This is a genomic window from Burkholderia sp. ABCPW 11, assembly GCF_001523445.1.
Classification (GTDB): Bacteria; Pseudomonadota; Gammaproteobacteria; order Burkholderiales; family Burkholderiaceae; genus Burkholderia.
This window is the reverse complement of sequence record NZ_LOVM01000001.1, coordinates 143,324-164,905: the sequence shown is the minus strand read 5'-3', so window position 1 is coordinate 164,905 and position 21,582 is coordinate 143,324. Positions and strand designations below refer to the sequence as shown.

Sequence of the window (21,582 nt, the reverse complement as noted above, 5' to 3'; positions counted from 1 at the left end):
ACCTGAACCATCGTGTGAGTAAATTTCACGCGAACCGATGCAATGGCCCGACGACTCCCTCCGTTGAATTCGCTGCGCGCGTTCGAAGCCGCCGCGCGGCTCGGCAGCTTCACGCTGGCCGCCGACGAGCTGTGCGTCACGCACGGCGCGATCAGCCGGCATGTGCAGCAACTGGAAGCATGGCTCGGCCGGCCGCTGTTCGAACGCCACAACCGGCGCGTCGAACTGACCGCGGCCGGGCGCGCGTACCTCGCCGAGGTCGGCGCTTCGTTCGACCGGATCGCACTCGCCACCGCGCAGCACTTCGGCCATGCACAGCAGCGCGTACTGCGCGTCAGCGCGCCCGCGACGTTCTCGCTGCGCTGGCTCGTCCCCAAGCTGTCGTCGTTCCAGGTTGCGCATCCGGCTATCGAGGTGCGGCTGTCGACGTCGAACGAGCCGATCGAAAAGCTGCGCGACAAGGTCGACCTCATCGTTCGCGGCGGCCCGCAGGCCATCGATGGATACGTCGCGGAAGAGTTCCTGTCCGAAATCCGGCTGCCGGTGTGTGCGCCGAAGTTGCTGGAGGGCCGGTCGCTGGATACGCCCGCCGATCTCGCGGGCTTCACGCTGCTGCACGCGGCAACCTATCCGGGCATGTGGCCTGAATGGCTCGCCGCGGCCGGGCACCCGAATCTCGTCCCGCGACACTCGCTCACGCTCGAGCATTTCTACCTGACGCTGCAAGGCGCGCTCGACGGTCTCGGCGTCGCAATGGGGCCGATCGCGCTCGTGGCCGACGACATCGCCGAAGGCCGCCTCGTTCAGCCGTTCAGCGAACCGGCGCTGCCGCCGTGGCGCTACTTCACGTATGTGGCGTCGGCGCGGGCGGACGACGACGCCGTACGCGCGTTCAAGGACTGGTTGAAGGCAACGGGAAGCGCTACTGCGTCGGGCGGGCGGCGCTGACAGCAGCTGCATGCGTGTCGTGCCGTGCCTCTTCACGATAGGCAGGATTCCGAATCGAATCGGGTAAACGTTCGGACGTGCTTGCCTTCGTGCATCGCGACCGCGACGCACGCGGCAAGCCGCGGATCGAACCGTGGCTTGCCGCCGGACAACGCTTACTGACTTACTGGCTGGCTGCGGCGCCGGCCTTCTTTTCCGCGTTTTGCAGATTCTGCGGATAGTTCGGATCATTGGCCGCCGGCTTGTAACCGGCGTCTTCGAGTTTCTTCAGCTCGGCGGTGTTCTTCGCACGCGCAGCCTTGTGCTCGGCCTTGCGTTTGGCCCTGGCCGCCTTGCGCGCTTCGCTCTTCGCGGCCTTGGCGTCCTGTGCAGCCGGTGCGCTGGCGGCGTCGGTCTGCGCAAACGCCGGAACGGCCGAGCCGAACAGGAAAGCGGCTGCAGTCGCAGCCAGCGTGAGTTTTCTGATCTGGATTCGCATCGCTGAACTCTCTTTTTTGATGACCATCACGGTTTGAAAACCATCGAGATACCGCCCCTGCCCTGACCAGTCGTCATGTCGCGGTCAGGACCAGAGCATCATAACCGTGTCGCAAAAAATGTGGCGCCAACGTGCTGACGGAATTGGGATACACGTATGGGAGACCCTTGGTTCGCGGGTTCGATGACGGAAATCGTTGGGCACGCGGCGACGCGCGGCGCCGACGGCTGTTTCACTGGTGGTGATATCGATACACTCGTGCGCGACGTGGGTATCGTCGTGCTTGCACGATCGCCGCACAGTAGTCGATCCGTGCGTCGCGTCATCGTTCGACGCGGCTCGAACGGCGGTTCCTCCCATAAACGACCACGATTCGCGTCGTCGGCGATCACGCTTATGTTGCGTCGTTGCGGCATGCGGCGATTCGTCCGGCAACCGTTGCCGCCTTGCAATGCAGAAGGCTAGCCGTGGAGGCACGGCTTGTTGTCGACTGGCAAGGTCTGACGAAAATGGCGGGGCTGTGCGAGCGGTGAAGACGTCGCATGATTGATTACACGAATGGGCCGAAATCCATCGTGAACGAGCAGCGCTCGTCTCGCGGATGTGCACATGGCTCTGTGAAGGCCGGTCTGCCCATGCGACGACCGGGCTTGCCGACGCATCGGGCGTCACGTATGGGGATGCTGATCGTTTCTTGTTTGCACCCGTCGATGATGCTTTGGCGGACGGAACGGCAATCTACACAGCTTGCTGATACCTGTGCTTCGCTTGATCGGTGAGCTTTTACGGGATTCCGGTTTTCGGAAAGGTGAGCATGTCCGGGAGCATCGTGGAATTCGATTACGGTGAGCTTCGGCACCGACGGCATCTTCACGTTGGCTCGCAACGATCTCGATGCATCCCGTCAAGATCGTCCCCGGCGGCCCCACTCTGTGCGGGGGCATTTCGGCACCCGGTTCGTTTTCGAGCCTCGTGTGGGTCCCTCGTTGCCTGTGACGGGTACAGCACGACTTCCCGGGTGGGGGCTCCAAAGGTAGAAAAACGGATGGGCGTGGAGATGAAAAACAGCCCGGCGCGGATTCCTCGCGGCACAGTCCACAGGCTAAATTTGACGAGCGGCATCACAGGCGATCGACAAAACTTGTCCGCAGACGATGCGGCGCGAGTACAAAAAACCACTCGCAGGCAATCCGGGATGATTTCGAACTGCAGTGGAGGAAAGCGAGGGATCCATGCCGCCGGTCAATCACAGGTGCCAAGAGGGTCACCGGGCAAGTTTTTGGGTCCCATAAACGGGAACCTCTACGCTGAATCCGGGGATTTCTTCCCATAGGTTTCTACGTTTCGATATTTGTGAGTGGGCGCTCACCTCTTCGGGAAGTCTTGTCAGGCTTGAAGTCGTCCCGGAACAGGCCTCAAACGGGGGCCACGTCAGCCTGAGTCGAGCGTTCCGGGCGTTTGGTATCCCACAGACGGCTCCCATTGGTAGCGGTTTATGGGGTTCGTCTTTCTGTGCAAGCACACGTGTGTTTACATCTTTGGTAAACCACGTTTACTTCTTTAACTACTTTTAGACGGCTCACAGCCTTGTCGGGTAAGGGTTTGAGCGGTGTTCGGTACCCATTTATGGGAGCACAGGTGGAAGGACATGGGGTTTCAGGTCTGTGGATTTGGGGTTTGGGGTACCGGGTTGTGGGGAATCAGGGTTGTGGATATGGGACGAACGTATCCGGTTATGGGAAATCGACCGTAGATCGCGCTGGGTAGTCGTCTATGGGAACCCATGAAGGTAGCCTTTTCTGGGATGTTTTTCTCGGTCGGTAGTTGGATATTGGCACAGCGATTTTCGTAGGGTAGCCAGTTATGGGAAGCCTCGAAGGTACCCATTCATGGGAGTCGGTCTTGATCAATTCGGCGCCTTTTGCACAAGGATCCCGCGAAGCGTTCCCATAGACAGGGCCGAGGCCGTGGACAGGTTACCTTTTATGGGGAAAATAGATGGTTGCCGTTTATGGGAGCGTTTTCTACCGTCAGGACGAAAAACAATTCCGTCGACGGTGCTGACGGGTAGCCTCCTATGGGAATCGATGAAGGTAGCAATTTATGGGAGAAACCTCGGTCGTGTTGCAGGGCACCACGTATCCTTCCGGCGATCTCGATTCCGCTCATTTTCTCCCATGGATGGCTACCTTCGCGGTGGCAAATCTTGTGCCGGGTTTCTCTGTCCACCCGGGAAAGGTAGCGGCTTTTGGGAGGCTTTTTGACCAAAAGGTAGACGGATATGGGGCCCCGCACGAATCGCGCAGCCGAGGTTTTTCCTTTTATATCCGGTAGTTAGGCCGGATAGTGAAAGTGATGCTGGAACGAGGACGTTGCTCCGCGGCACGAAAAGGTATAAAGTCCGCTTTCAATAAGGCAACCTTACCCGGACACCACGATGCCGCGCAAGCCCGCAAGCAAAGGCTCAGACAAACAGGTTTCGCTGTTTCAGACACCCGAGCCTCCCGACTTGCTGCGCAAGGCGGTCCAGGCGATTCATATCGCACCGAAGTCGGGAAAGATCGGTCTGCAGCAGCGCAAGATGTTCAGCTCGTTGATCAAGAACGCGCTGCGGCAGGAGGCGTTCGAACCGGGCCGGACGAGCTTCTCGATCTCGATCGCGTCGCTGTCGCACGAGAGCGGATTGAACAGCAACAACACGAAGTACGTGAAGGACACGGTCAACTCGTTGATCAGTACCGTCGTCAACTGGGACTACCTGGCCGCGGACCGTTCGACGGTCTGGAAAGCGTCGGGCCTGCTCGCCGGCGCCGAACTCGAGCAATCGGTGTTGAAGTACAGCTTCTCCGACCAGATCCGCAGCGAACTGCTCAATCCCGAAATCTACGCGTTGATCGATATGCGGATCGCTCGCGAGTTCCGGCGGTCGCACTCGCTCGCGCTGTGGGAAAACACGGTGCGCTACGAAGGGATCGGCATCACCGCGAAGATTCCGCTGCCGAAATTCCGTGACCTCATTCTCGGTCAGGACAAGGCATCGCAGTCGTACAAGGAATACAAGCTGTTCAAGAGCAAGGTGCTGGTGCCGTGCATCCAGGAGGTGAACGAAGTATCGGACCACACGCTCGAGCTGATCGAACACAAATCCGGCCGCAGCGTGGAAGCGGTGCAATTCAAGGTGACACGCAAGGAAAGCACCGATACGGTCGAAGACGGCGACGTCAAGAACGAAGCGCTGGTCGACGAGGTCGCGAAGTTCGGTATTCCGCGCTCGGAAGCGCGCCGGCTGATCACGCAATACGGCGTGCAGCGCATCAAGGCGGCGATCGCCTATACGCTCAATCGGACTACGAAGAAGAATGCGGCGCCCGTCGACAACGTGGCCGCGTATTTCCGCAAGGCTTTGACGCACGGTTACACGCTGGCCGATGGGCAGGGAACCGAAACGGTCGCGCCGGCGAAGGAATCCGCGCAGAGCAAGCAGGAACAGATTCGCGACAAGTATCTGGCGGCGAAGGTCGAGGAAGCCGGTGCGTATTTCCGCGAACTGGAGATCGACGACCAGACCAAGCTGATCGAGCGTTACAACGAGACGGTGGCGGGTTCGAAGGACTTGACGTTGTCGCCGAAAAAGAAGGCGAGCAAGCTGGCGCAGACCAGCTTCTTCCGATGGCTCGCGCTCGACACCTGGGGCGAGCCGACCTCGGACGACCTGCTGGAATTCCTGCTCAAAAGCAGCCTCGCCGGCAACTGAACGAGGCCTCGCTACCGTGCCGTGCGCCGGACCGTCGTGCGGTTCGGCTTCGCGACGCAGCGCGGAGGCGAGGCCTTGTGCCGGTGGCGCGTTACTTCGACGTGGCCGTCGCCAGATCGGCGACGTACGCGTCGATGACGGTCTTGAGCTTGTCGGCAAGCGCTTCCTGGTGGGATGCGTCGACGCCCTTGAGCTGCAGGTCCAGACGCCCGTCCGGATAAGTCTTCAATTGGCCGATCGCGCGCGATTCGAGCGCGAAGTCATGACGAACGCTGTAGCGCGTGCGTCCGGCCTTCTTGGCGCCGTCGCTCTGCGTCCGCAGGAAATTCTCGAGATCGCGGACGGATTTCTTCCGGTCGATCACGGCCGTCAGCAGCCGGTCGGCCGTCGGCTCGCCCAGGCGTTCGAAGATCAGCTTCAGGAAGTACGCGGCCTGCAGACCGACCACGTCGCTCGCACTGGCCATCCGTTCCAGCAGCGTGTTCGGCAACGCATTCAGCGACAGCGTCTTGCTGATCGATGCCTTGTCCTTGCCGATTTTCTCTGCCAGCGTGTTCTGGTCAGCAAAGACTTTTTCGTCCAGGAGGCGCTTCCACGCGACCGCATCGTCGAAGATCGTCTGGCGTTCGTGGTCGTGGTTCGCCCGATACGCGATCGTATAGAGTTGCTCGGGCGTGTGATCCGTGCGGAACGTCGCATTGATCGTTTCGTCGCCGTTGATGCTCGTCGCACGCAGTCGGCGTTGCCCGTCGATCACGACGAGCTTGCCGGGAAACTCGGGGAGCCGCGTGACCTTGATCGGCTCGATCTGCCCTTCCCGCTTCAACGTCAGTGCGAGTTCGTGCAGGCTCGATTCCGAGTAGAACACGCGCGGGTTGAACGGGTTCGGGATGCAGTCCTTGACCAGCACTTTCTGCGGCGCGCCCAGATCGGGCGTACCGGCGGGCGCGGTTGCTGCCGGGGCACTGGCGGGCGTCGCTTCGACGACGGCAGCCGATGCGGCCGCCGGCTCGGGCAGCCGCGTCTCGAGTGCCGCATTTTCCTGCGCGAGCCCGCGCAACAGGCCGGCTGCCAGATGCAGGTTGCCGGCAGGCTTCTTGTCTTTCGAGGTGTCCTTAGCCATGGGCGGCTCCGGTAGCGCGCGTCGACGCGATGTATTGGGCCATTTCCGTGACCAGCTTTTCGATTTCCGCGCGGGCTTCCTTCAAGCCCTTCAGGTATCGATTGTGGTGATGGATCGTGGTGCCCAGTGCGAACGTCTGACGATAGACCTCGCGTTGCGCGATCTGGCTATCGAGCAGATGCTCCCCTATTTCTTCAGCTCTTAGAATTTTTAAAATTTCTTCACGCATTTTAGTTTTTCCATTGACGCTATTCAGCATTAATGCGGAAGAAAGTTGAGGATTTCGAACGGCGCGCATCGACTCGATCATGCGGATCATCGCGACGGTGCTGTACAGATCGGCCGGCGACGGCGAAAGCGGCACGAGGCAGAAGTCCGCCACTTCGAGGACGGATGCAATACGCGGATCTTCGAGGTTCCCAGGGCAATCGACGACGATTACGTCGAAATTTGCGTCCTGCTTCTTGATCTCGCCGCCGATGCCGCGGCCGGCGGGCGCCAGCGACAGGACCGTCATCGGGAGTGTGTTCTCGCCACTTGTGACCCAACGGACCGAAGTGCCTTGAGGGTCGGCATCGATCAGCGCGACCTTATTGCCGCCGGCTTCGAACGCAGCCGCGATGTTGACGGAGATGGTTGTCTTTCCAGTTCCACCTTTTTGATTACTGACGGCGATCTTGAAAGCCATTGAATTCCTCCACGGAGTTTTGCGTAATATATGTAGTTATTCTTCGAATGTCCAGAAAATTGCTCCGCATCACGAATGTTCTATTGATCGTTGTGGTTGTTATGTGACAAATAGGCCGAATGGCCGGGTGCTATACACGGACAGTGATTCGATAAAGGCCATCGATCAAGATTGAAGAAAGAACAATAAACAACAGAAATCCAACTGTCTTTGGCATCAGTAACGAAGCCATTGCACGGAGACTTGGCGCCTCATCGTGCGTTGATCTCACTCGTGGCTCGATATGAACGCATGCCCGTGTGTTGTCTGCGGCGCGAAAACAGACAGTTGTCACGTGACAAGTCGCCTGGCACTCGATTCTTTCTAGAGATGTACGTTGCAGAGAAGTCCTTGACGCGATTGCGACTCGGGCGGCGGAGAAATTGCTTTATTCCGATTAGGGCCCGTGACGACGTCCGCTGATGTGGCAACGAGATGAGTTGTCACGTGACAAACGCCTCGAAGCCGACCCCGGAGCGACTTTGCGATCCTTAAGGCGTAGTCATGGTTGAGCCAACCCTCAGGGCGTAGGAAGCATATGCTCGGAGGAGGCATCGTCGGTAGCTTTGGGTCCGCAGGACTCGGGAGCGCATCGATGAGTTGTCACGTGACAACAAGAGCCGATGTCTGGTAGCTGGGCAGCGGGAAGCTATATAAAGTGATGCGCACCGGCCGGAGTTGAAAAGGACCGCGACCGGCTGGGATGGCGAGGCCCAGATCCGATGGCGGCTGATCACTCTGTCGTCGCACGTGCGCCCGTACGCTGACACGACGCCCCTAAGCAAATGCCAAGGCATGTCTCTACGGAGATATCGCAGCGACGTCGATATGTCCCTATTTAAATGAGGAGACTTTGGCGTTGCCGCTCATGCCGGTCAATAGGGCGGGGGCTGGCTTCGCTACAAATATCGGTGCTGTACGCGGACCGCAAAGCGCGAGATTACCGCGCATGTGGGCAGCAATTGGCGCTGAATCCGTGCGCCGGCTCGATGTGACGATCCAAACAGGCCGGGTCGTGAAACATTCTCCGAAAATCGATGTCTGCCGGAAATCCTTGTGTAGCAATGGCTTGCGCCATATTCTTCATGTTGTTTCACGCAAAATGGACGCGTTGACGCTGAGAAATGGGGCTGTATGCTATTTCGGCGCACCAATGTTGAAAACCGATGTGGCCAAGCGCAGATTCGTTTTTATTAGTACGTGATTTGTGGTTTTTGATACGTTTTGGGGCGGGGAGCCGCAGAAGGTCGTCGACGTATCAGAAGATCCGTGCCCTTTGAATCGCGTCGAGTCGCCAATCCACCCGACGTACGTCGATATTTAGCTCCAGTTGTCACGTGACAACGCATGTGTCGGCTCCCCGATTCCGGGAATCTCGACGCATCGCGAGAAGAAGCTCAGGCCGAAGGAGCGGGAACGAATCCTGGGGGCGACCAGTACAACGTAGTCTCCGGAAAAGGAATTGTCCACTTAACCCGCATGCGAGCAGCCGATCCGAACTTTTACTGAGCCCCTCCAATGCCGGCACATCTCCACCGCCGCTTGGCGTAATCAATAACTCGCCACGATCGATAGCGAGACGTCCGCGCCACCTCGCAGGCTATCGATATCTCTTCGCGGAGAATTACCGAACAGCCGGCTATATTCCCGGTTGAACTGGGTTGGGCTCGCATACCCGACGCGGAAGGCCGCCGACGCAGCGTCGAGCCGCTCGGCCAGCATCAGCCGACGTGCCTCGTTGAGCCGTATCCATTTCTGATACTGCAACGGACTCATGCCGGTGAGCTGACGGAAGTGGTGATGGAAGGTCGAACTGCTCATCTGAACCTGCGCCGCGAGATCATCGACGCGCAACGACTCGTCATAGTGCGCGCGCAACCACCGGATCGCGCGTGACACGCGGTTGCACTGACTGCCGGTGGACGCAATCTGGCGTAGCCGGGCGCCCTGATCGCTCGTCAGCAGCCGATAGTAAATTTCCCGCTCGACGTACGGTGCGAGAACGGGAATGGCGTTCGGGTCGTCCAGCAGCGCGAGTAACCGGTTCAGCGCGTCGTAGAGCGGTTCAGTCATGTCGCCGACGACGAGTCCGCGGCCTGCAGGCGTATCGTCGTGATCCGGTGCGACTTGCATCATCAACTCGGCCATGACGCGGAAATCGAGCTTGAGGCCCAGCCCGAGAAACGGTTTGTCGGAGCTGGCCTCGATGATCTGCGTCGAACCAGGCAGATCGAGGGACGTGATCAGAAAGCGGTCGGCGTCGTAAATATAGGCGTCCCCGCTTTGCATGACCCGCTTCGCGCCCTGAACGACGAGGCCGAAGCTCGGTTCGACCATGCATTCCATCGGCAGCGTTGGTGCTTCCCTTCGATGAAAGCTCAGGTTGGGAATGGCCGTGTTGAAGTGATCGACACCTTCGGTCCATTTCGCGACGCGCTCTGCAAGCGTCTGTCGCAGCTCGTTCTCGCGGCTGCGGCGGGTCGAACGGTGGCCTGTATGATCAAACGCCGCGATGCCGACGTCATCGTCTCGTTGGCCGGGTATGTATCGGACGGGTACCGGATGCATGACTTCTCTACTCGGGTAATCGGAACGACGGACAGCCCGCCGACGTGCAAGGAGGAGGCCAACAACGCGTGCACCGCCCGGAATCGCGACACCACCATCGGCCCGGAAGGCACGTAGCGCCCTAGTGGACTACTTCGTCGCCTGCGATGCGCAAAACTGCCAGCGTCGCGATTTCGTCGCCGGCGCTGCCGCGCGCTCGTCGACCGTACGCCACCAACGCTCACCACGATGCGGTGCGCCGAGATCGACGCGCTCGCCCATCCTCGGCGTCGACAGCTCGATGCCGCGCACGAGCGCCAACGCCGTGACACGCTCGAACGGCTCCTGCCAGCGGTGCATGGCGAGGTCGAACGTGCCGTTGTGGATCGGGATCAGCCAGCGTCCGCGCAAATCGATGTGCGCCTGCACGGTTTCTTCCGGCTGCATGTGCACGTACGGCCATTGCGCATCATAGGCGCCTGTTTCGATCAGCGTGACGTCGAACGGCCCGAGGCGCTCGCCGATCTCCCGGAAGCCGTCGAAATAGCCCGTATCGCCGCTGAAGAACAGGCGCAGGTCGTCGTCGACGATCACCCACGACGCCCATAGCGTGCTGTTGCCGTCGAACAGGCTACGGCCGGAGAAGTGCTGGGCGGGCGTCGCCGTCAGCGTCAGCCCGGCCACGTCCATGCTTTGCCACCAGTCGAGCTGGCGGACCTTGTTCGCGTCGATACCCCATTCGATCAGCCGATCGCCGACGCCCAGCGTCGTCACGAACACGCTCGTGGTTGCGGCGAGCGCGAGCACCGTGTCGCGGTCGAGGTGATCGTAATGATCGTGCGACAGGATCACGCCGCGCAGCGGCGGAAGGTCTTCCAGCGCGATCGGCGGTGCATGAAAGCGCTTGGGGCCGATGCGCCGAAACGGCGACGCGCGCTCGGCAAAAACCGGATCGGTCAGCCAGAATTCGCCGCGCAATTTCAGCAGCAGCGTCGAATGGCCGAGCCGGTACAGGCTGCGATCGGGCGCCGCGTCGAGCTCCGCGCGGGCCAGCGAATCGACGGGCAAGGCACCGGCGGGCACGGTATGACGCGGCTTGTTGACCAGCATGTTCCACGCGATTCTCAACGTCTTGCCCACTCCTTCGGCAGGCCGCGGTGCGACATTGGCAAAGCGCTCGCCATTGTGCTGCGGCGAACTGCCGGACAGCGTCCGGCCACGTCGGGCTGCCGCGAACCCAAGAATGCGGTGAATCAAAACGAGAGGCGATGCCATGTCGGTTCGTCCGGAGAATAAAGTACACTGAACAGTGTAGTTTATTTTTGGGATAAGTAAACTGCCCGGTGTAAAATTTCCAAATGGATACCAGCACTCCCCCTCAGCGTCTGACCGACCGGAAGCGTGCAGCCATTGTCGACGCGGCAATCGAGGAATTTCTTGCGGCGGGCTACGATGCGACGAGCATGGATCGCATCGCTGCGCGCGCGGACGTGTCGAAGCGCACCGTCTACAACCACTTCCCGGGCAAGGAGACGCTCTTCGCCGCGATCCTGAACAAGCTGTGGGATGCGACCCGGACGGGCAACTCGCCGACCTATTGCGCCGACGTGCCGCTGCGCGAGCAACTGCTCGCGCTGCTCGACCGCAAATTGCGGTTGATGAACGACGAGGCGTTTATCGCGCTGGCGCGTGTCGCGATCGGCGCGGCCATTCATTCGCCGGAACGGGCGCGCGACATGGTCGAACGCCTCGGCGAGCGCGAGGAAGACGTCACGATCTGGGTGCGAGCGGCTGCGGCCGCCGGTCGTCTGTCGGTCGCCGATCCGGTGTTCGCCGCGCATCAGTTGCATGGGGCCGTGAAGGCATTCGCATTCTGGCCGCAGATCACGATGGGTCAGCCGCCGTTGACGGCGCAGGAGCAGCAGAAAGTGGCGGAATCGGCTGCCGACATGTTCCTCGCGTACTACGCGCGACCGGACGACGGCACAGCATCGCATCGCACGCAGGACTGAACGCGCGACCGGAAGCATCCGCAAGCACGGGCGAATCGAAATCGTTGCAATGCGCGAAACCGGCCAATCCGCGGAAAACGACCGAAAAATGGCGTCCATCCGTGCCGACCGGCCATCGGGCCAAACTCGACGATACCGTCGGCGCATCCAAAGCCGATCGCGAGCAACTATCCATGAAGACGCTGTTGATCGTCTATCACACGATGACCGGAGGCACGCAGCAGATGGCCGAAGCGGCTGCCGGTGCGGCACGCGAGCAGCCCGGCGTCGACGTCAGGCTGCAGCGCGCGGACGCGACGAGTGCAGACGACGTGCTGGCCGCCGACGCGTACCTGTTCGCGACGCCGGAGAATCTTGCGGCGATGTCGGGGCTGATGAAGGATTTCTTCGATCGCTGCTACTACGCGGCGCTCGATCGCGTGAACGGCCGTCCGTATGCGGCGATGATCTGCGCGGGAAGCGACGGACAGAACGCATTGCGCCAGATCGACCGGATTGCGACCGGATGGCGGCTGAAAAACGTCGCGCCCGGCCTGATCGTCTGCACGCATGCGCAGACGCCGGAGCGTATTCTCGCGACGAAGACGATCGACCGCGACGCGCTCGCACGTTGCGCCGAACTGGGCGCAGGGCTTGCCGCTGGGCTGGCGCTGGGCATTTTCTGATGACGGATGCGGCGGCGCCGATCCGCCGAATCGACGAAGGCAGGCTCTGCGGCCGTTCGCTCGATGCCGTTCCGCAAACGCCGAACCGGCCGAATGCCGGCGCGCTAGCTGCCCTTTGCCGTCGCCGGAGGCTGGTGATATTCGGGCCAAAGACGTTTCACGAGATCGCGCGACGCGCCGTATGCGTAGCAACTGTCGATCTTGAGCGGCTTGCCGTCGCCGTCGCGGTAATCGAGCGACGATCGCCGCATGCCGACCATCGTCTGATAAGCCGTCGTGGCGATCGGGCCGAGCAATTCCTTCAGGTGCGTGCACGTATCGCAGGACGGCAGGCGCTTGCGAACCTCGCTGTTCCAGCCGGCGCCGATGTTCAATCCGACGAGCGCCTGCAGCGAGTCGCCGCCGCCCGGACACTGCGCATACGGGTGCGAACGGATGAACGTGGATACGGCGCGCACGACCATGTCGATGTCGAAGACCAGTGTCACGCCGAGATCGTGGAGCGGCGTCAGCGCGGCGACCGTCCGCGTGCCGCCGGGTGGCTTGAAATCGCTGGTCTTGCGGTCCGCGAGGCAGGCCGTCACTTCGAATAGGCCATCGCTGCGTCGATAGCCGCGCATGTCGATCTGCCGATGGTGAATCTCCTCGCGCGTGACATCGTCGTGCGGGGTGTCGTCTTGGGAAACCATGCATCCGCTCCATCGCTAGTAACCGGGTCTTTTCGCAGGCAACGGGATCGCGCACAGCCGATCGGGCGCGCGGTTAAAAACAGCGGGGACATGCTGCCAACGAAGTCGATTCGGCCATACTACGCACTTTCCGATATCTTCGTCCGCGACGCGATCGATGCGGACGCAACGAGTCGGGCGCCGATGCCGGTGCAAACGACGGTCGGTATGTCGCGCGACGTCGGCGGGCCACGCAACGGGTTGCGGATGCGGCACGACGCTGTTCGACGGCCGTCGCGCGGAAGACTGCGTGTCGGGTGCACGCACAGCCCGATTTCCGGTGGTAGCCGCGAATGGCGTGACATCCGGAAACGTATCCATATAATGCGCAACACGACCGCGCGGACGCATTTTCGGCGTCGCGGATCGGGCAAATTCAGACCGGCGAGTCAACCGGCCGTCCCGCGTACCGGTATACTTCCAATCCTGTCTTGTCCGGCATCGAGGCCGGGTGCCTGAAAACAGAGTGGCGTGCACGATGCGGCCCCGTAGTATTCCGCACCGGCGGCAGGCCGGCCGCACGCATGGCGGCGACGCTTTCGTGCCGCACGGCACGGCCGCACGAACCACACCTTATATTCCTGGTGGATTGAATTTATGGGTTTTGAACAACTTGCCGAATTGCGGGCGCAGCTCGCAGCGAAGGCCAAGCAGGAGCGCAACGCGAAGCGGCCGGCTGCGCCGACGGACGCCGGCGCGAAGCCGAAGTCCGGCGACCAGCCGTCCCGCGGCGCCAAGCCGGCTGCCGGCGCGAAGGCGCAGCACCGGGCGAAGCCTGCTTCGGCGAAGCCGTCGGCGCCGGTCGATCCGGTCATCGTCGCAATCGGCAAACTGCAGCGGAAGTTTCCGCGCGCGTTCCCGAAGAATCCGGCCCCCAAAGTGCCGCTCAAGGTCGGCATCTGGGACGATCTCGCACGCGAAGCGCAGGCCGTCGGCCTCAACGAAGCCGAACTGCGCGAAGCAATGTCGACGTGGTGCCGCGGCAACCGCTACTGGTCCTGCCTCGTCGAAGACGCGGTGCGCGTCGATCTGCAGGGCAACGAAGCCGGGCGCGTGACGCACGACGATGCGGCGCGTGCGCGCCGTCTGAAGGCTCGCCGCCCCGGCAAGGGCGCGGCACAATCGGCCAAGGGTGCGCCGCAGCAGCCGAAGATCGAGCAGCAGGCTGAGACCGCTGTCGCGCCGCAATCGGCGCAAGCCGAAGCGGAAGCGAAGGTCCAGACCGACGCCGCGCCGCAGGTCGAACAACAAGCGGCCAGCAACGAGTAATTCGCACGACGCTCGTCGAACCTACTGTGCTTCCCCGCATGCAAGTCGCATGCAGCGCATGACACGACAGACCGACCTGTCTCGACAGAGGCAGATCGGGACTGCCTCCCCTGGCGCAAAACCTGCCGGTACATCACCTCCCTCGTCGAACAGACAACCCAACCGGACGACTGACGTTCATCGATCGACGTTGGTGCGCAAGACGCTTCGATTGCGAAATAATATGCATCACTGATTAATTCGGCGCGTCAATCTGAAATTCGTTTTACGCAATGTTTGCGTGGAAATCGTCGATCGACGCTATGTGCGATACCGGTCGCGGCGATGCTGATGGAGCCCGGAGTCTACGCGATCAGCCTCGGTTCCCGTTTATGGGAAACGCAAACAGCCGATCGTCGGTCCCGGCATGCGGAGTGCCGTCACGTCGTCGAGGCACGTCTTGGCATTCGCGCACTGGAAGCCGCTCGTCGCCGGATCCTGTTGGAGGTGCGGAACGCGCTCCGGCAACCGCCTGCACGTTTGACGAACATTCGGTCGTCGTTGCGTGAAATACCGGCGATCTGCGGGTTGCGTGAAAGCGGGAGGTGGCGTCGACGTCGCGTAACGACAGGTTCCGGCTGACGATGCGACGCCACAGACATCGGCACGCACGTCGCCGCGACAACCATCACGCTCGACGAAAACAGAAACCGAAATCCTCGCAGCCCGGGCACCCGGGTGCGGGTCCGGGCGGCACGCCGAGCGATGCGGCTACTTCTTGCGCAAGGAATTTTTTCCAGCGCAGATGAGCGACGTTGCGCGCGGCGAGCGCCGGGAAAAAGCGCTCGAGCATCGCGGATACCGCGTCGCGCCCATCGAGCCCGAGGTCGCGCCACAGATGATCGGGGCGCAGGCATGCATGCGCGATGATCGAGGCGAGGCAGTCGGCATCGTCGCGGGCGACGGCGGGATTCGCGTCGGCCATCAGCCGTGCGTGCAGCGTCGCGACGAATGCCGAGTGGGCGGCCAGCAACGGTGGCGGCGCGACCGCCGGCGCGAGCGCGGCGGTATCGATCGATCGCAGATGCGGAAACTGCCGGGCCAGCAGGCCGGCGAACTGGCCGGCAGACAAGCCCAGCAGCGAGAGTTCGTTGCGACCCGCGCGTGCCGCGACGAGTGCACCGAACAACTGCGCGTCGGGTACGTCGGCGTTGGTCGCTGCCGATTGCAACGACTGCAACACCCGTTCATGCGTGCGATCGGCCGAAGCGGTCATCGTCAGTCCCCGGACGAGAGCCCGTTCGCACTTCTACGCGGCGCACGATGAGTTGCCATCGCGTTCGTTACGCGATCACTCGATGCCGACGATCACGCTCGACGCCTTGAAGATCGCGGATGCGGCGGTGCCGCGCGCGAGGCCGAGACGATCGACGCTGTCGTTGGTGACGATCGCGACGATCTCCGCACCGCCTGCGGACTTGATCACGACCTCCGAATTGACCGCGCCCTTCGCGACCGACGCGACGGTGCCCGCGACGCAGTTGCGGGCCGACACCTTGCTGCTGTCGACGTCGACCATCACGATGACCGACGACGCCTTGACGAGCGCGAACGCCTTCGTGCCGGCCGCGAGGCCCAGCGACGCGGCGCTGCCGTGGGTGATCACGGCGACGATCTCGAGGCCGTCCTGCGTGCGCAGCGTGACTTCGTCGTTGACGGCACCGGGTTTGACGGCGTCGATCTGGCCGGCGAACTGGTTGCGGGCGCTGGTTCGCATGATGACTCTCCGGGTGGATGCCGCGGCCGGAGCGGCCGCGGCGGAAGATCAATGGAAGTGCGTCGGCCAGTGTACCGCCAACGCGGGTGCGCATTGCGTCGCGGATGCCATCGCGCGAATCAGGAACCCCCACCGTCACGGCACGTTGCACCATGCATGCGTTTCGTGCCGACGGCGATGATGCTACGGCGCCGACGCGCCGGTCGCGGGTGCCGCAGCGGCGGCGCTGGCGTCCGCTGCGGCCGTTGCGTCATCGCTGTCCCAACCGCCGCCGAGTGCGAGGAAGAGCCGCACCTGGTCGGCCGCGACCTGACCTTCGGCCGCCGCGACCTGCGCCTGCACGCTCGTCAACGTGCGCGTCGCGTCGAGATCGGAGAGGAACGATTCGCGGCCGGCCGCATAGAGGCGATGCGTTTCGGCAGCGGAATTGCGGGCCGATTCGTAGGCGGTGCGCAGCGCATCCGCGCGCTGCACGTCGGCCGCATAGGTTGCGAGGCTCGACTGCGTTTCGCGCAGCGCATTCAGCACGACGCCGTCGAAGTGCGCGAGTGCGCCGCCCGTCGCGGCCTCGGCTTCGCGCACGCGCGCACGCTGGCCGTTGACGGGGAACGACCAGCTGATCAGCGGGCCGAACGACCAGCGATTCGTGGTGGACGAAAACAGGTCGGCGGCGACGCCGACCGAGCCCGCCGACGCACCGATGCTGACCGACGGGTACAGCGCGGCGGTCGCCACGCCGATCCGCGCGGTCGCGGCGGCGAGCTGCCGCTCGGCTTCGCGTACGTCGGGACGGCGGCGCAGCAGCGCGGCGCCGTCGCCGATCGGAATCGGCTGACGCAGCTTCGGCAGGCGTTCGCATTCGGCGGCGGCTTTCGGCAGATCGGCCGGCGCGCGCGCGAGCAGCGCGGCGAGCTGGTACTGCGCGATCTTGCGGCGGCCTTCGAAGCGCGGAATGTCGGCGGCGAGCGTGCGCACCTGCGTTACGCCGCGCGTCACGTCGGTCTGGTTGCCGCGCCCGGCGTCGCGCAGCCGCTGCGACAGCGCGACGCGCTGCCGCTGCAGCGCGAGCGACTGCTTCGCGATCGCGAGTTCGTCGCCGGCCGAGCATCCTTCGACGTACGCGCGCACGACGTCGGCGACGACCGTGATGCGCGCCAGGTCGCCGGCCGCCTTGACGGCCTCGCTGTCCGCGCGTGCGGCTTCGACGCCGCGCCGCAGCTTGCCGAACAGGTCGAGTTCGTACGACACGTTGATGCCGACCGTACCTTCGTTGACGACCGGCAGCTTGTTTTCGAGCAGGTATTGCTCGGCCGATTCCTGCGCACGCTGCACGGCCGCTTCCGCGCGGCCCGAGAAGCCGCCCTGTTCGTTCGCGACCGCCAGCGCCGCGCGCGAGCGGGCGAGGTTCGCCGCGGCGACGCGCAGGTCGGTGTTCGATTTGAGCGCATCGCGCACGAGCCCGTCGAGTACCGGGTCGTCGTACAGTTGCCACCAGTTGCCGGGCACCGCGTCGCGCGACACCAGCGCACCGTTCGCGTCGTCGAGCGCATGGTTCGCGAGCGGCGCATTGACGTACGCCTGTTGCGGCAGCTTGTAGTCGGGGCCGACCGACTTGCACGCGCCGAGTACGAGCGCAAGCGGGGCGAGCGTCGCCGCGACGCGCAGACGGTGCCGCTTCATTGCGATGCTCCCACGGCGCTCGCGGCCGTACCGGATGCGGTCGAGGCCGCACCCGCGGCGCTGGCGGCAACCGGTTTCGCATTGTCGTCGCGGCGCGATTCGGCGCCGCGCATCGACACGGTCGCGGTGCGGCCTGCGATCATCCGGAAATCGTCCGGCACCTCGTCGAGTACGACGCGCACCGGTACGCGTTGCGCGAGCCGCACCCAGCTGAACGCCGGGTTCACGTTCGGCAGCAGGTTCGCGCCTTGCGTGCGGTCGCGATCCTCGATCGCGGCGACGATGCTCTGCACGTGGCCGCGCAGCGCATGCGGCTCGCCCATCACGATGATGTCGACCGGCTGGCCGATATGGATGCCGCGCAGCTTGGTCTCCTCGAAGTAGCCATCGACGCGGAACGAGTTGCGGTCGACGACCGACAGCACCGCGCGGCCGGCCGGCACGTATTCGCCGACACGGGGGGCGCGGTCGTTCAGGTAGCCGTCCACGGGACTGACGATCGTCGTGCGCTGCAGGTTCAGCTTCGCGGTGTCGAGAGACACCTGCGCATCGGCGACGCTGGCTTCGCCTTGTTCGACCCGCGTGCGGCTTTCCTCGACCTGTTCGCTCGCGACCAGGTTGCCGAGCTGCAGGTTGCGCGCGTATTCGCGCTTCGCCTGCGCGAGCGTCGCGCGGCGCTGCGCGAGCGTCGCTTCGGCGAGCCGCTCCGCGAGCGCGTAGCGCGCCTGGTCGATCACGAACAGCACCTGGCCGCGCTTGACCGCCTGGTTGTCGGCGACCTGCACCGACGTGATGAGGCCCGACACGTCCGGCGCGACCTGGATCACGTCGGCGCGCACGTGCCCGTCGCGCGTCCACGGCGAGAACATGTAGTAGTTGATGATGCGCCAAAGCACGAGGCCGGCCACGACGACGACGATCAGGGTGAGCAGGACTTGCCCTGCCGAGAGCCAGGTTTTTTTCACGTTAGGTAGCCACGAGTTGGTGGGACACGATCACGACGGCGGCCAGCACGAACACGTAGATGCCGAGGTCGAAGATCGAACGGTGCCAGACGAGGCGGTAGAAGCCGACGCGCTCGAGCAGCGCGCGCACGACGATGTTGATCAGGTAAGCGATCAGCATCAGCACGAGCGGGGCCGGCACGAACACGCCGAAGATATCGATTTCGCCGATCATGGTCGCGGTCGGAAGGACAGGGTGGAAAGCCGGCTCATGCGCGCGCTCCGTCCGGCGCCTGAGGCGCTTGCGCGGCCGCGGCCGGATACAGCGACAGGCGCAGGCCGACGAGCGCGTGCAGCGTGTCGCGCAGCCGGCGATGCGTGGCTGGCGCCGCGGGTGCGGGCGCGCCGTCGGCCGGCGCGGTGCCCGGCAGGGTGCGACCGGCCACGCGCTGCAGCGCGTCGTCGATCGTCGCGAGCAGCGCGGGCGGCGCGGGCTGGCGCGCGTTCGCGGCCGCGCAGCGCGTGTAGTGATCGGTGACACCGGCCAGCACGCGATCGATCGCGTCGGGCACGTCGCCCGACAGGCGGCGGCGCGAGCGGCGCAGGTCGAGCGCATTCAGCGCGATGCGCAGGTCGCGGAAGCTCTCGATCGACGGGTGGCGATGGTCGTCGGACGCGCCGAGGCGCGGCAGCAGTTGCGTGACGCGGTCGAGCATCCGCGATGCGTGGTTGCGCTGATCGTCGAGCGGCTGCGTCGACGCGGCGCGCGCGACGTCCTCCCAGCCCGAGCGCAGCAGGCGCCGCACCGCGAGTTCCGCGCCGAACGGGCGCGTCGCACGCGTCCATACGTAGGCGAACAGCAGCCCGGCGACGCCCGCGAGGTTGCTGTTCAGGAACACGAAGAAATCGGCTTCGTACGCGCTCTGGATGCTGATGAAGGTGGCCGTGTTCACGGCGACGAGCATCGTCACCATGTTGAACTGCGGGCGCGGCAGCAGCGTGCCGATCAGGATGAACGGGCCCGCGAACATCAGCACGAGCATCGCGAAATCGTGCACGTGCGGCAGCACGACGAACAGGTACAGGCCCGCGAACACGACGCTCGCGGCGGTCGACAGGAAGAACTTGAACACCAGCGGCGCCGGCTCGTCGAGCGCGGCGAAAAAGCTGCACGACACGGCCACGAGCGTGACGGCGGCCGCGCCGTCGTGCCAGCCGGACGAGATCCACAGCCAGCACGCGAACACGATCGCGAACACGACGGTCAGCGTCGAGAACAGCATCATCCCGCGATCGAAGAAGCGCTCGGTGCCGCCGAGCCTCCAGTGCCGGTAGCGCGGCTGCCACACGCCCGACTCGTTCGCGATCAGCGCGCGCAGCGAGCGGCAGTCCTGCCAGATGTCGATGACCTGGCGCAGCCGCCACAGCGCATTCGACAGCAGCGCGCCGTCCCAGCTCGCCAGCGCGCTGTCGGGCGGCTGCAGCGCGGCGATGCGCTCGCGCAGGTCGTCCGCGACCGGATCGTGCGCCATGTCGCCGTCGGAGCCGGTCTTGACGGCCGGCAGCGGCGCGTCGAACCACTTCGCGGCGTCGGCCAGCAGTGCGTCGAGCGCGGGCGGACGCACGTGCAGGTCGCGCATCAGCGCGATCAAGGGATCGGCGAGCGACGACATCAGCGGCAGGAACAACTGCATCCGGCCCGCGAGCGCCTGCGCGCGCGCGAGCACACGCGGATGCGCATGGTCGTAGCCCAGCTGGCTCAGCAGGAATTCGAGGCCGGTGATCGTCGCGGCGAGCCGCTGCCGGCACGCGGACAGCGCCTTGCCGGCCAGATGCCCGGACAGCGTTTCGCGGCCGTAGAACGCGGCGTCCTTGAACCATGCGTCGGTGCGCTCGATCAGCGTCGGCGCGAGCCGGTTCGGAAACACGGTGCTGCCGACCACGCTCGCGCACACGATGCCGAGCACGATTTCCTCGGTGCGCGCGATCGCGACGTCGAACACCGTGGACGGATCGGTGACGGTCGGCAGCGCGATCAGCGGCATCGTATAGCCGGCGAGCATGAAGACGTAGCTGCGCGCGGTGCGGTCGGAGATCGCGAGGTACAGCAGCGTGCCGCACCAGGTCGCGACGATGATGCTGAACAGGAGCGGCGTCTCGACGAACGGCGGCACGAAGAAGATCGCGGCGGCCGCGCCGAGCGCGGTGCCGAGCGCGCGGTACAGCGCCTTCGAGCGCGTCGCGCCGACGAACGGGTTCGACACGATGTAGACGCTCGCCATCGCCCAATACGGGCGCGGCAACTGGAAATACAGGCCGAGGTACAGCGCCAGCATCGACGCGGCGAACGTCTTGCCCGAGAACAGCCAGTCGCGAAGGCTCGGATAGGTCATGACGCGGAGTCGACGGGGCGGGACGGGTGCGACGCCGAAGGATGCGGATCGGCCGCGTTGAACGCGTTCAGCACGCGCAGCGTCGCTTCGAGATCGGCGCGCGACACGCCCTTGAGCACCTGTGCACGCAGCGCGCGCAGGTCTTCCTCCATCTTCGCGGTGATTGCGCGCCCGGCGGCCGTCAGCGAGATCGTCTTCGCGCGGCGATCGTGCGGATCCTCGTCGCGGCGGGCGAGGCCGGCCGCGCACAACTGGTCGAGCAGGCGCACGAGCGACGGCCCTTCGATGCCGACGTGCTCGGCGAGCGTGCCTTGCCGCACGCCTTCGCCGAGGCGGCCGGCGATCAGCAGCGGCGTCGCGCAGGCCTCGGATACGTTGTACGCAGTCAGTACGCCGTCGCTGGTGCGGCGCCACTTGCGCGCGGTGAGCACGAGCAGGCTGCTGACGGCGAGGCGGAGGTCGTGCAGATTGGTCATGGGCGAGATGATAGGGCAAAAACATTCGATAGCAAACTATCGGTTTCGATCATCCGGATGACACTCGGACGACATGCCGCAT

19 protein-coding genes are annotated in these 21,582 nt (G+C 63.9%); 6 read left to right on the top strand and 13 right to left on the bottom strand.

Features of this window, described 5'->3' with window-relative positions:
- Positions 1 to 42: 42 nt before the first annotated feature.
- Positions 43 to 948, top strand: a complete 906-nt coding sequence (gene gcvA, locus WS61_RS00745) for a transcriptional regulator GcvA (RefSeq protein WP_059498805.1) — start codon at positions 43 to 45, stop codon at positions 946 to 948.
- Between the two features lie 163 nt (positions 949 to 1,111).
- Here the strand turns inward: gcvA and WS61_RS00740 are convergent, their stop codons facing one another.
- Positions 1,112 to 1,426 carry a hypothetical protein gene (locus tag WS61_RS00740; protein WP_059498804.1) on the bottom strand — a complete coding sequence of 105 codons (315 nt, stop codon included), beginning with the start codon at positions 1,424 to 1,426 and terminating at the stop codon, positions 1,112 to 1,114.
- A 2,437-nt stretch (positions 1,427 to 3,863) separates the two neighbouring features.
- On the opposite strand from WS61_RS00740, the gene WS61_RS00735 reads away from it, so the two are divergent.
- Positions 3,864 to 5,180, top strand: a complete 1,317-nt coding sequence (locus WS61_RS00735) for a replication initiation protein (RefSeq protein ID WP_034208836.1) — start codon at positions 3,864 to 3,866, stop codon at positions 5,178 to 5,180.
- 91 nt (positions 5,181 to 5,271) lie between these two features.
- On the opposite strand, the gene WS61_RS00730 is transcribed toward WS61_RS00735, so the two are convergent.
- Together WS61_RS00730 and WS61_RS00725 are read right to left on the bottom strand one after the other, a co-directional pair.
- Positions 5,272 to 6,303, bottom strand: coding sequence for a ParB/RepB/Spo0J family partition protein (locus WS61_RS00730; RefSeq protein ID WP_059498803.1), 1,032 nt, complete (start codon positions 6,301 to 6,303; stop codon positions 5,272 to 5,274).
- Entirely contained in the window at positions 6,296 to 6,991 is a 696-nt protein-coding gene (locus WS61_RS00725) for a ParA family protein (protein ID WP_006497839.1), read from the bottom strand. Before WS61_RS00725 ends, WS61_RS00730 begins: the two co-directional genes overlap by 8 nt.
- A gap of 988 nt (positions 6,992 to 7,979) precedes the next feature.
- On the opposite strand from WS61_RS00725, the gene WS61_RS34650 reads away from it, so the two are divergent.
- Positions 7,980 to 8,234 (top strand): hypothetical protein, encoded by a 255-nt coding sequence (locus WS61_RS34650; RefSeq protein ID WP_157692661.1) that lies wholly within the window; start codon positions 7,980 to 7,982, stop codon positions 8,232 to 8,234.
- Positions 8,235 to 8,581: 347 nt separating this feature from the next.
- Here WS61_RS34650 and WS61_RS00720 read toward each other — a convergent pair whose 3' ends face one another.
- A complete protein-coding gene (locus WS61_RS00720) occupies positions 8,582 to 9,598 on the bottom strand; it encodes an AraC family transcriptional regulator (protein WP_059498802.1) in 1,017 nt (338 codons plus the stop codon).
- A 129-nt stretch (positions 9,599 to 9,727) separates the two neighbouring features.
- Positions 9,728 to 10,852, bottom strand: a complete 1,125-nt coding sequence (locus WS61_RS00715; protein ID WP_059498801.1) for an MBL fold metallo-hydrolase — start codon at positions 10,850 to 10,852, stop codon at positions 9,728 to 9,730.
- An 83-nt stretch (positions 10,853 to 10,935) separates the two neighbouring features.
- On the opposite strand from WS61_RS00715, the gene WS61_RS00710 reads away from it, so the two are divergent.
- Positions 10,936 to 11,589: a TetR/AcrR family transcriptional regulator gene (locus WS61_RS00710; protein ID WP_059498800.1), complete on the top strand. Its 654-nt coding sequence runs from the start codon at positions 10,936 to 10,938 to the stop codon at positions 11,587 to 11,589.
- 173 nt (positions 11,590 to 11,762) lie between these two features.
- The gene (locus WS61_RS00705; RefSeq protein WP_059498819.1) at positions 11,763 to 12,254 is read left to right on the top strand and encodes a flavodoxin family protein; all 492 of its coding nucleotides are present in this window, start codon (positions 11,763 to 11,765) and stop codon (positions 12,252 to 12,254) included.
- Positions 12,255 to 12,358: 104 nt separating this feature from the next.
- On the opposite strand, the gene WS61_RS00700 is transcribed toward WS61_RS00705, so the two are convergent.
- On the bottom strand, positions 12,359 to 12,943 hold the full coding sequence (locus WS61_RS00700) for a DUF2889 domain-containing protein (RefSeq protein WP_059498799.1): 585 nt from the start codon (positions 12,941 to 12,943) through the stop codon (positions 12,359 to 12,361).
- Between the two features lie 636 nt (positions 12,944 to 13,579).
- Between WS61_RS00700 and WS61_RS00695 the strand changes: the two genes are divergently transcribed.
- Positions 13,580 to 14,251: a ProQ/FinO family protein gene (locus tag WS61_RS00695; protein WP_059498798.1), complete on the top strand. Its 672-nt coding sequence runs from the start codon at positions 13,580 to 13,582 to the stop codon at positions 14,249 to 14,251.
- A gap of 667 nt (positions 14,252 to 14,918) precedes the next feature.
- Here WS61_RS00695 and WS61_RS00690 read toward each other — a convergent pair.
- The 7 genes from WS61_RS00690 to WS61_RS00660 form a co-directional block, all read right to left on the bottom strand.
- Entirely contained in the window at positions 14,919 to 15,506 is a 588-nt protein-coding gene (locus WS61_RS00690) for a nitrogen fixation protein NifQ (protein WP_059498797.1), read from the bottom strand.
- Positions 15,507 to 15,581: 75 nt separating this feature from the next.
- Complete coding sequence (locus WS61_RS00685) at positions 15,582 to 16,007, bottom strand: molybdopterin-binding protein (RefSeq protein WP_059498796.1); 426 nt, start codon at positions 16,005 to 16,007, stop codon at positions 15,582 to 15,584.
- 183 nt (positions 16,008 to 16,190) lie between these two features.
- Positions 16,191 to 17,687, bottom strand: a complete 1,497-nt coding sequence (locus tag WS61_RS00680; protein WP_059498795.1) for an efflux transporter outer membrane subunit — start codon at positions 17,685 to 17,687, stop codon at positions 16,191 to 16,193.
- Complete coding sequence (locus WS61_RS00675; RefSeq protein ID WP_059498794.1) at positions 17,684 to 18,652, bottom strand: HlyD family secretion protein; 969 nt, start codon at positions 18,650 to 18,652, stop codon at positions 17,684 to 17,686. Before WS61_RS00675 ends, WS61_RS00680 begins: the two co-directional genes overlap by 4 nt.
- Position 18,653: 1 nt before the next feature.
- Positions 18,654 to 18,866: a DUF1656 domain-containing protein gene (locus WS61_RS00670; protein WP_059498793.1), complete on the bottom strand. Its 213-nt coding sequence runs from the start codon at positions 18,864 to 18,866 to the stop codon at positions 18,654 to 18,656.
- A 34-nt stretch (positions 18,867 to 18,900) separates the two neighbouring features.
- Positions 18,901 to 21,024, bottom strand: coding sequence for an FUSC family protein (locus tag WS61_RS00665; protein WP_059498792.1), 2,124 nt, complete (start codon positions 21,022 to 21,024; stop codon positions 18,901 to 18,903).
- Positions 21,021 to 21,500: a MarR family winged helix-turn-helix transcriptional regulator gene (locus WS61_RS00660; RefSeq protein ID WP_059498791.1), complete on the bottom strand. Its 480-nt coding sequence runs from the start codon at positions 21,498 to 21,500 to the stop codon at positions 21,021 to 21,023. Before WS61_RS00660 ends, WS61_RS00665 begins: the two co-directional genes overlap by 4 nt.
- Between the last annotated feature and the right edge of the window lie 82 nt (positions 21,501 to 21,582).

Coding starts and splice junctions, on each gene's coding strand:
- WS61_RS00700 (WP_059498799.1), bottom strand. CDS start 12,943: ATGGTTTCCCAAGACGACACCCCGCACGACGATGTCACGCGCGAGGAG.
- WS61_RS00680 (WP_059498795.1), bottom strand. CDS start 17,687: ATGAAGCGGCACCGTCTGCGCGTCGCGGCGACGCTCGCCCCGCTTGCG.
- gcvA (WP_059498805.1), top strand. CDS start 43: ATGGCCCGACGACTCCCTCCGTTGAATTCGCTGCGCGCGTTCGAAGCC.
- WS61_RS00725 (WP_006497839.1), bottom strand. CDS start 6,991: ATGGCTTTCAAGATCGCCGTCAGTAATCAAAAAGGTGGAACTGGAAAG.
- WS61_RS00670 (WP_059498793.1), bottom strand. CDS start 18,866: ATGATCGGCGAAATCGATATCTTCGGCGTGTTCGTGCCGGCCCCGCTC.
- WS61_RS00730 (WP_059498803.1), bottom strand. CDS start 6,303: ATGGCTAAGGACACCTCGAAAGACAAGAAGCCTGCCGGCAACCTGCAT.
- WS61_RS00735 (WP_034208836.1), top strand. CDS start 3,864: ATGCCGCGCAAGCCCGCAAGCAAAGGCTCAGACAAACAGGTTTCGCTG.
- WS61_RS00665 (WP_059498792.1), bottom strand. CDS start 21,024: ATGACCTATCCGAGCCTTCGCGACTGGCTGTTCTCGGGCAAGACGTTC.
- WS61_RS34650 (WP_157692661.1), top strand. CDS start 7,980: ATGTGGGCAGCAATTGGCGCTGAATCCGTGCGCCGGCTCGATGTGACG.
- WS61_RS00695 (WP_059498798.1), top strand. CDS start 13,580: ATGGGTTTTGAACAACTTGCCGAATTGCGGGCGCAGCTCGCAGCGAAG.
- WS61_RS00710 (WP_059498800.1), top strand. CDS start 10,936: ATGGATACCAGCACTCCCCCTCAGCGTCTGACCGACCGGAAGCGTGCA.
- WS61_RS00740 (WP_059498804.1), bottom strand. CDS start 1,426: ATGCGAATCCAGATCAGAAAACTCACGCTGGCTGCGACTGCAGCCGCT.
- WS61_RS00720 (WP_059498802.1), bottom strand. CDS start 9,598: ATGCATCCGGTACCCGTCCGATACATACCCGGCCAACGAGACGATGAC.
- WS61_RS00685 (WP_059498796.1), bottom strand. CDS start 16,007: ATGCGAACCAGCGCCCGCAACCAGTTCGCCGGCCAGATCGACGCCGTC.
- WS61_RS00715 (WP_059498801.1), bottom strand. CDS start 10,852: ATGGCATCGCCTCTCGTTTTGATTCACCGCATTCTTGGGTTCGCGGCA.
- WS61_RS00690 (WP_059498797.1), bottom strand. CDS start 15,506: ATGACCGCTTCGGCCGATCGCACGCATGAACGGGTGTTGCAGTCGTTG.
- WS61_RS00660 (WP_059498791.1), bottom strand. CDS start 21,500: ATGACCAATCTGCACGACCTCCGCCTCGCCGTCAGCAGCCTGCTCGTG.
- WS61_RS00705 (WP_059498819.1), top strand. CDS start 11,763: ATGAAGACGCTGTTGATCGTCTATCACACGATGACCGGAGGCACGCAG.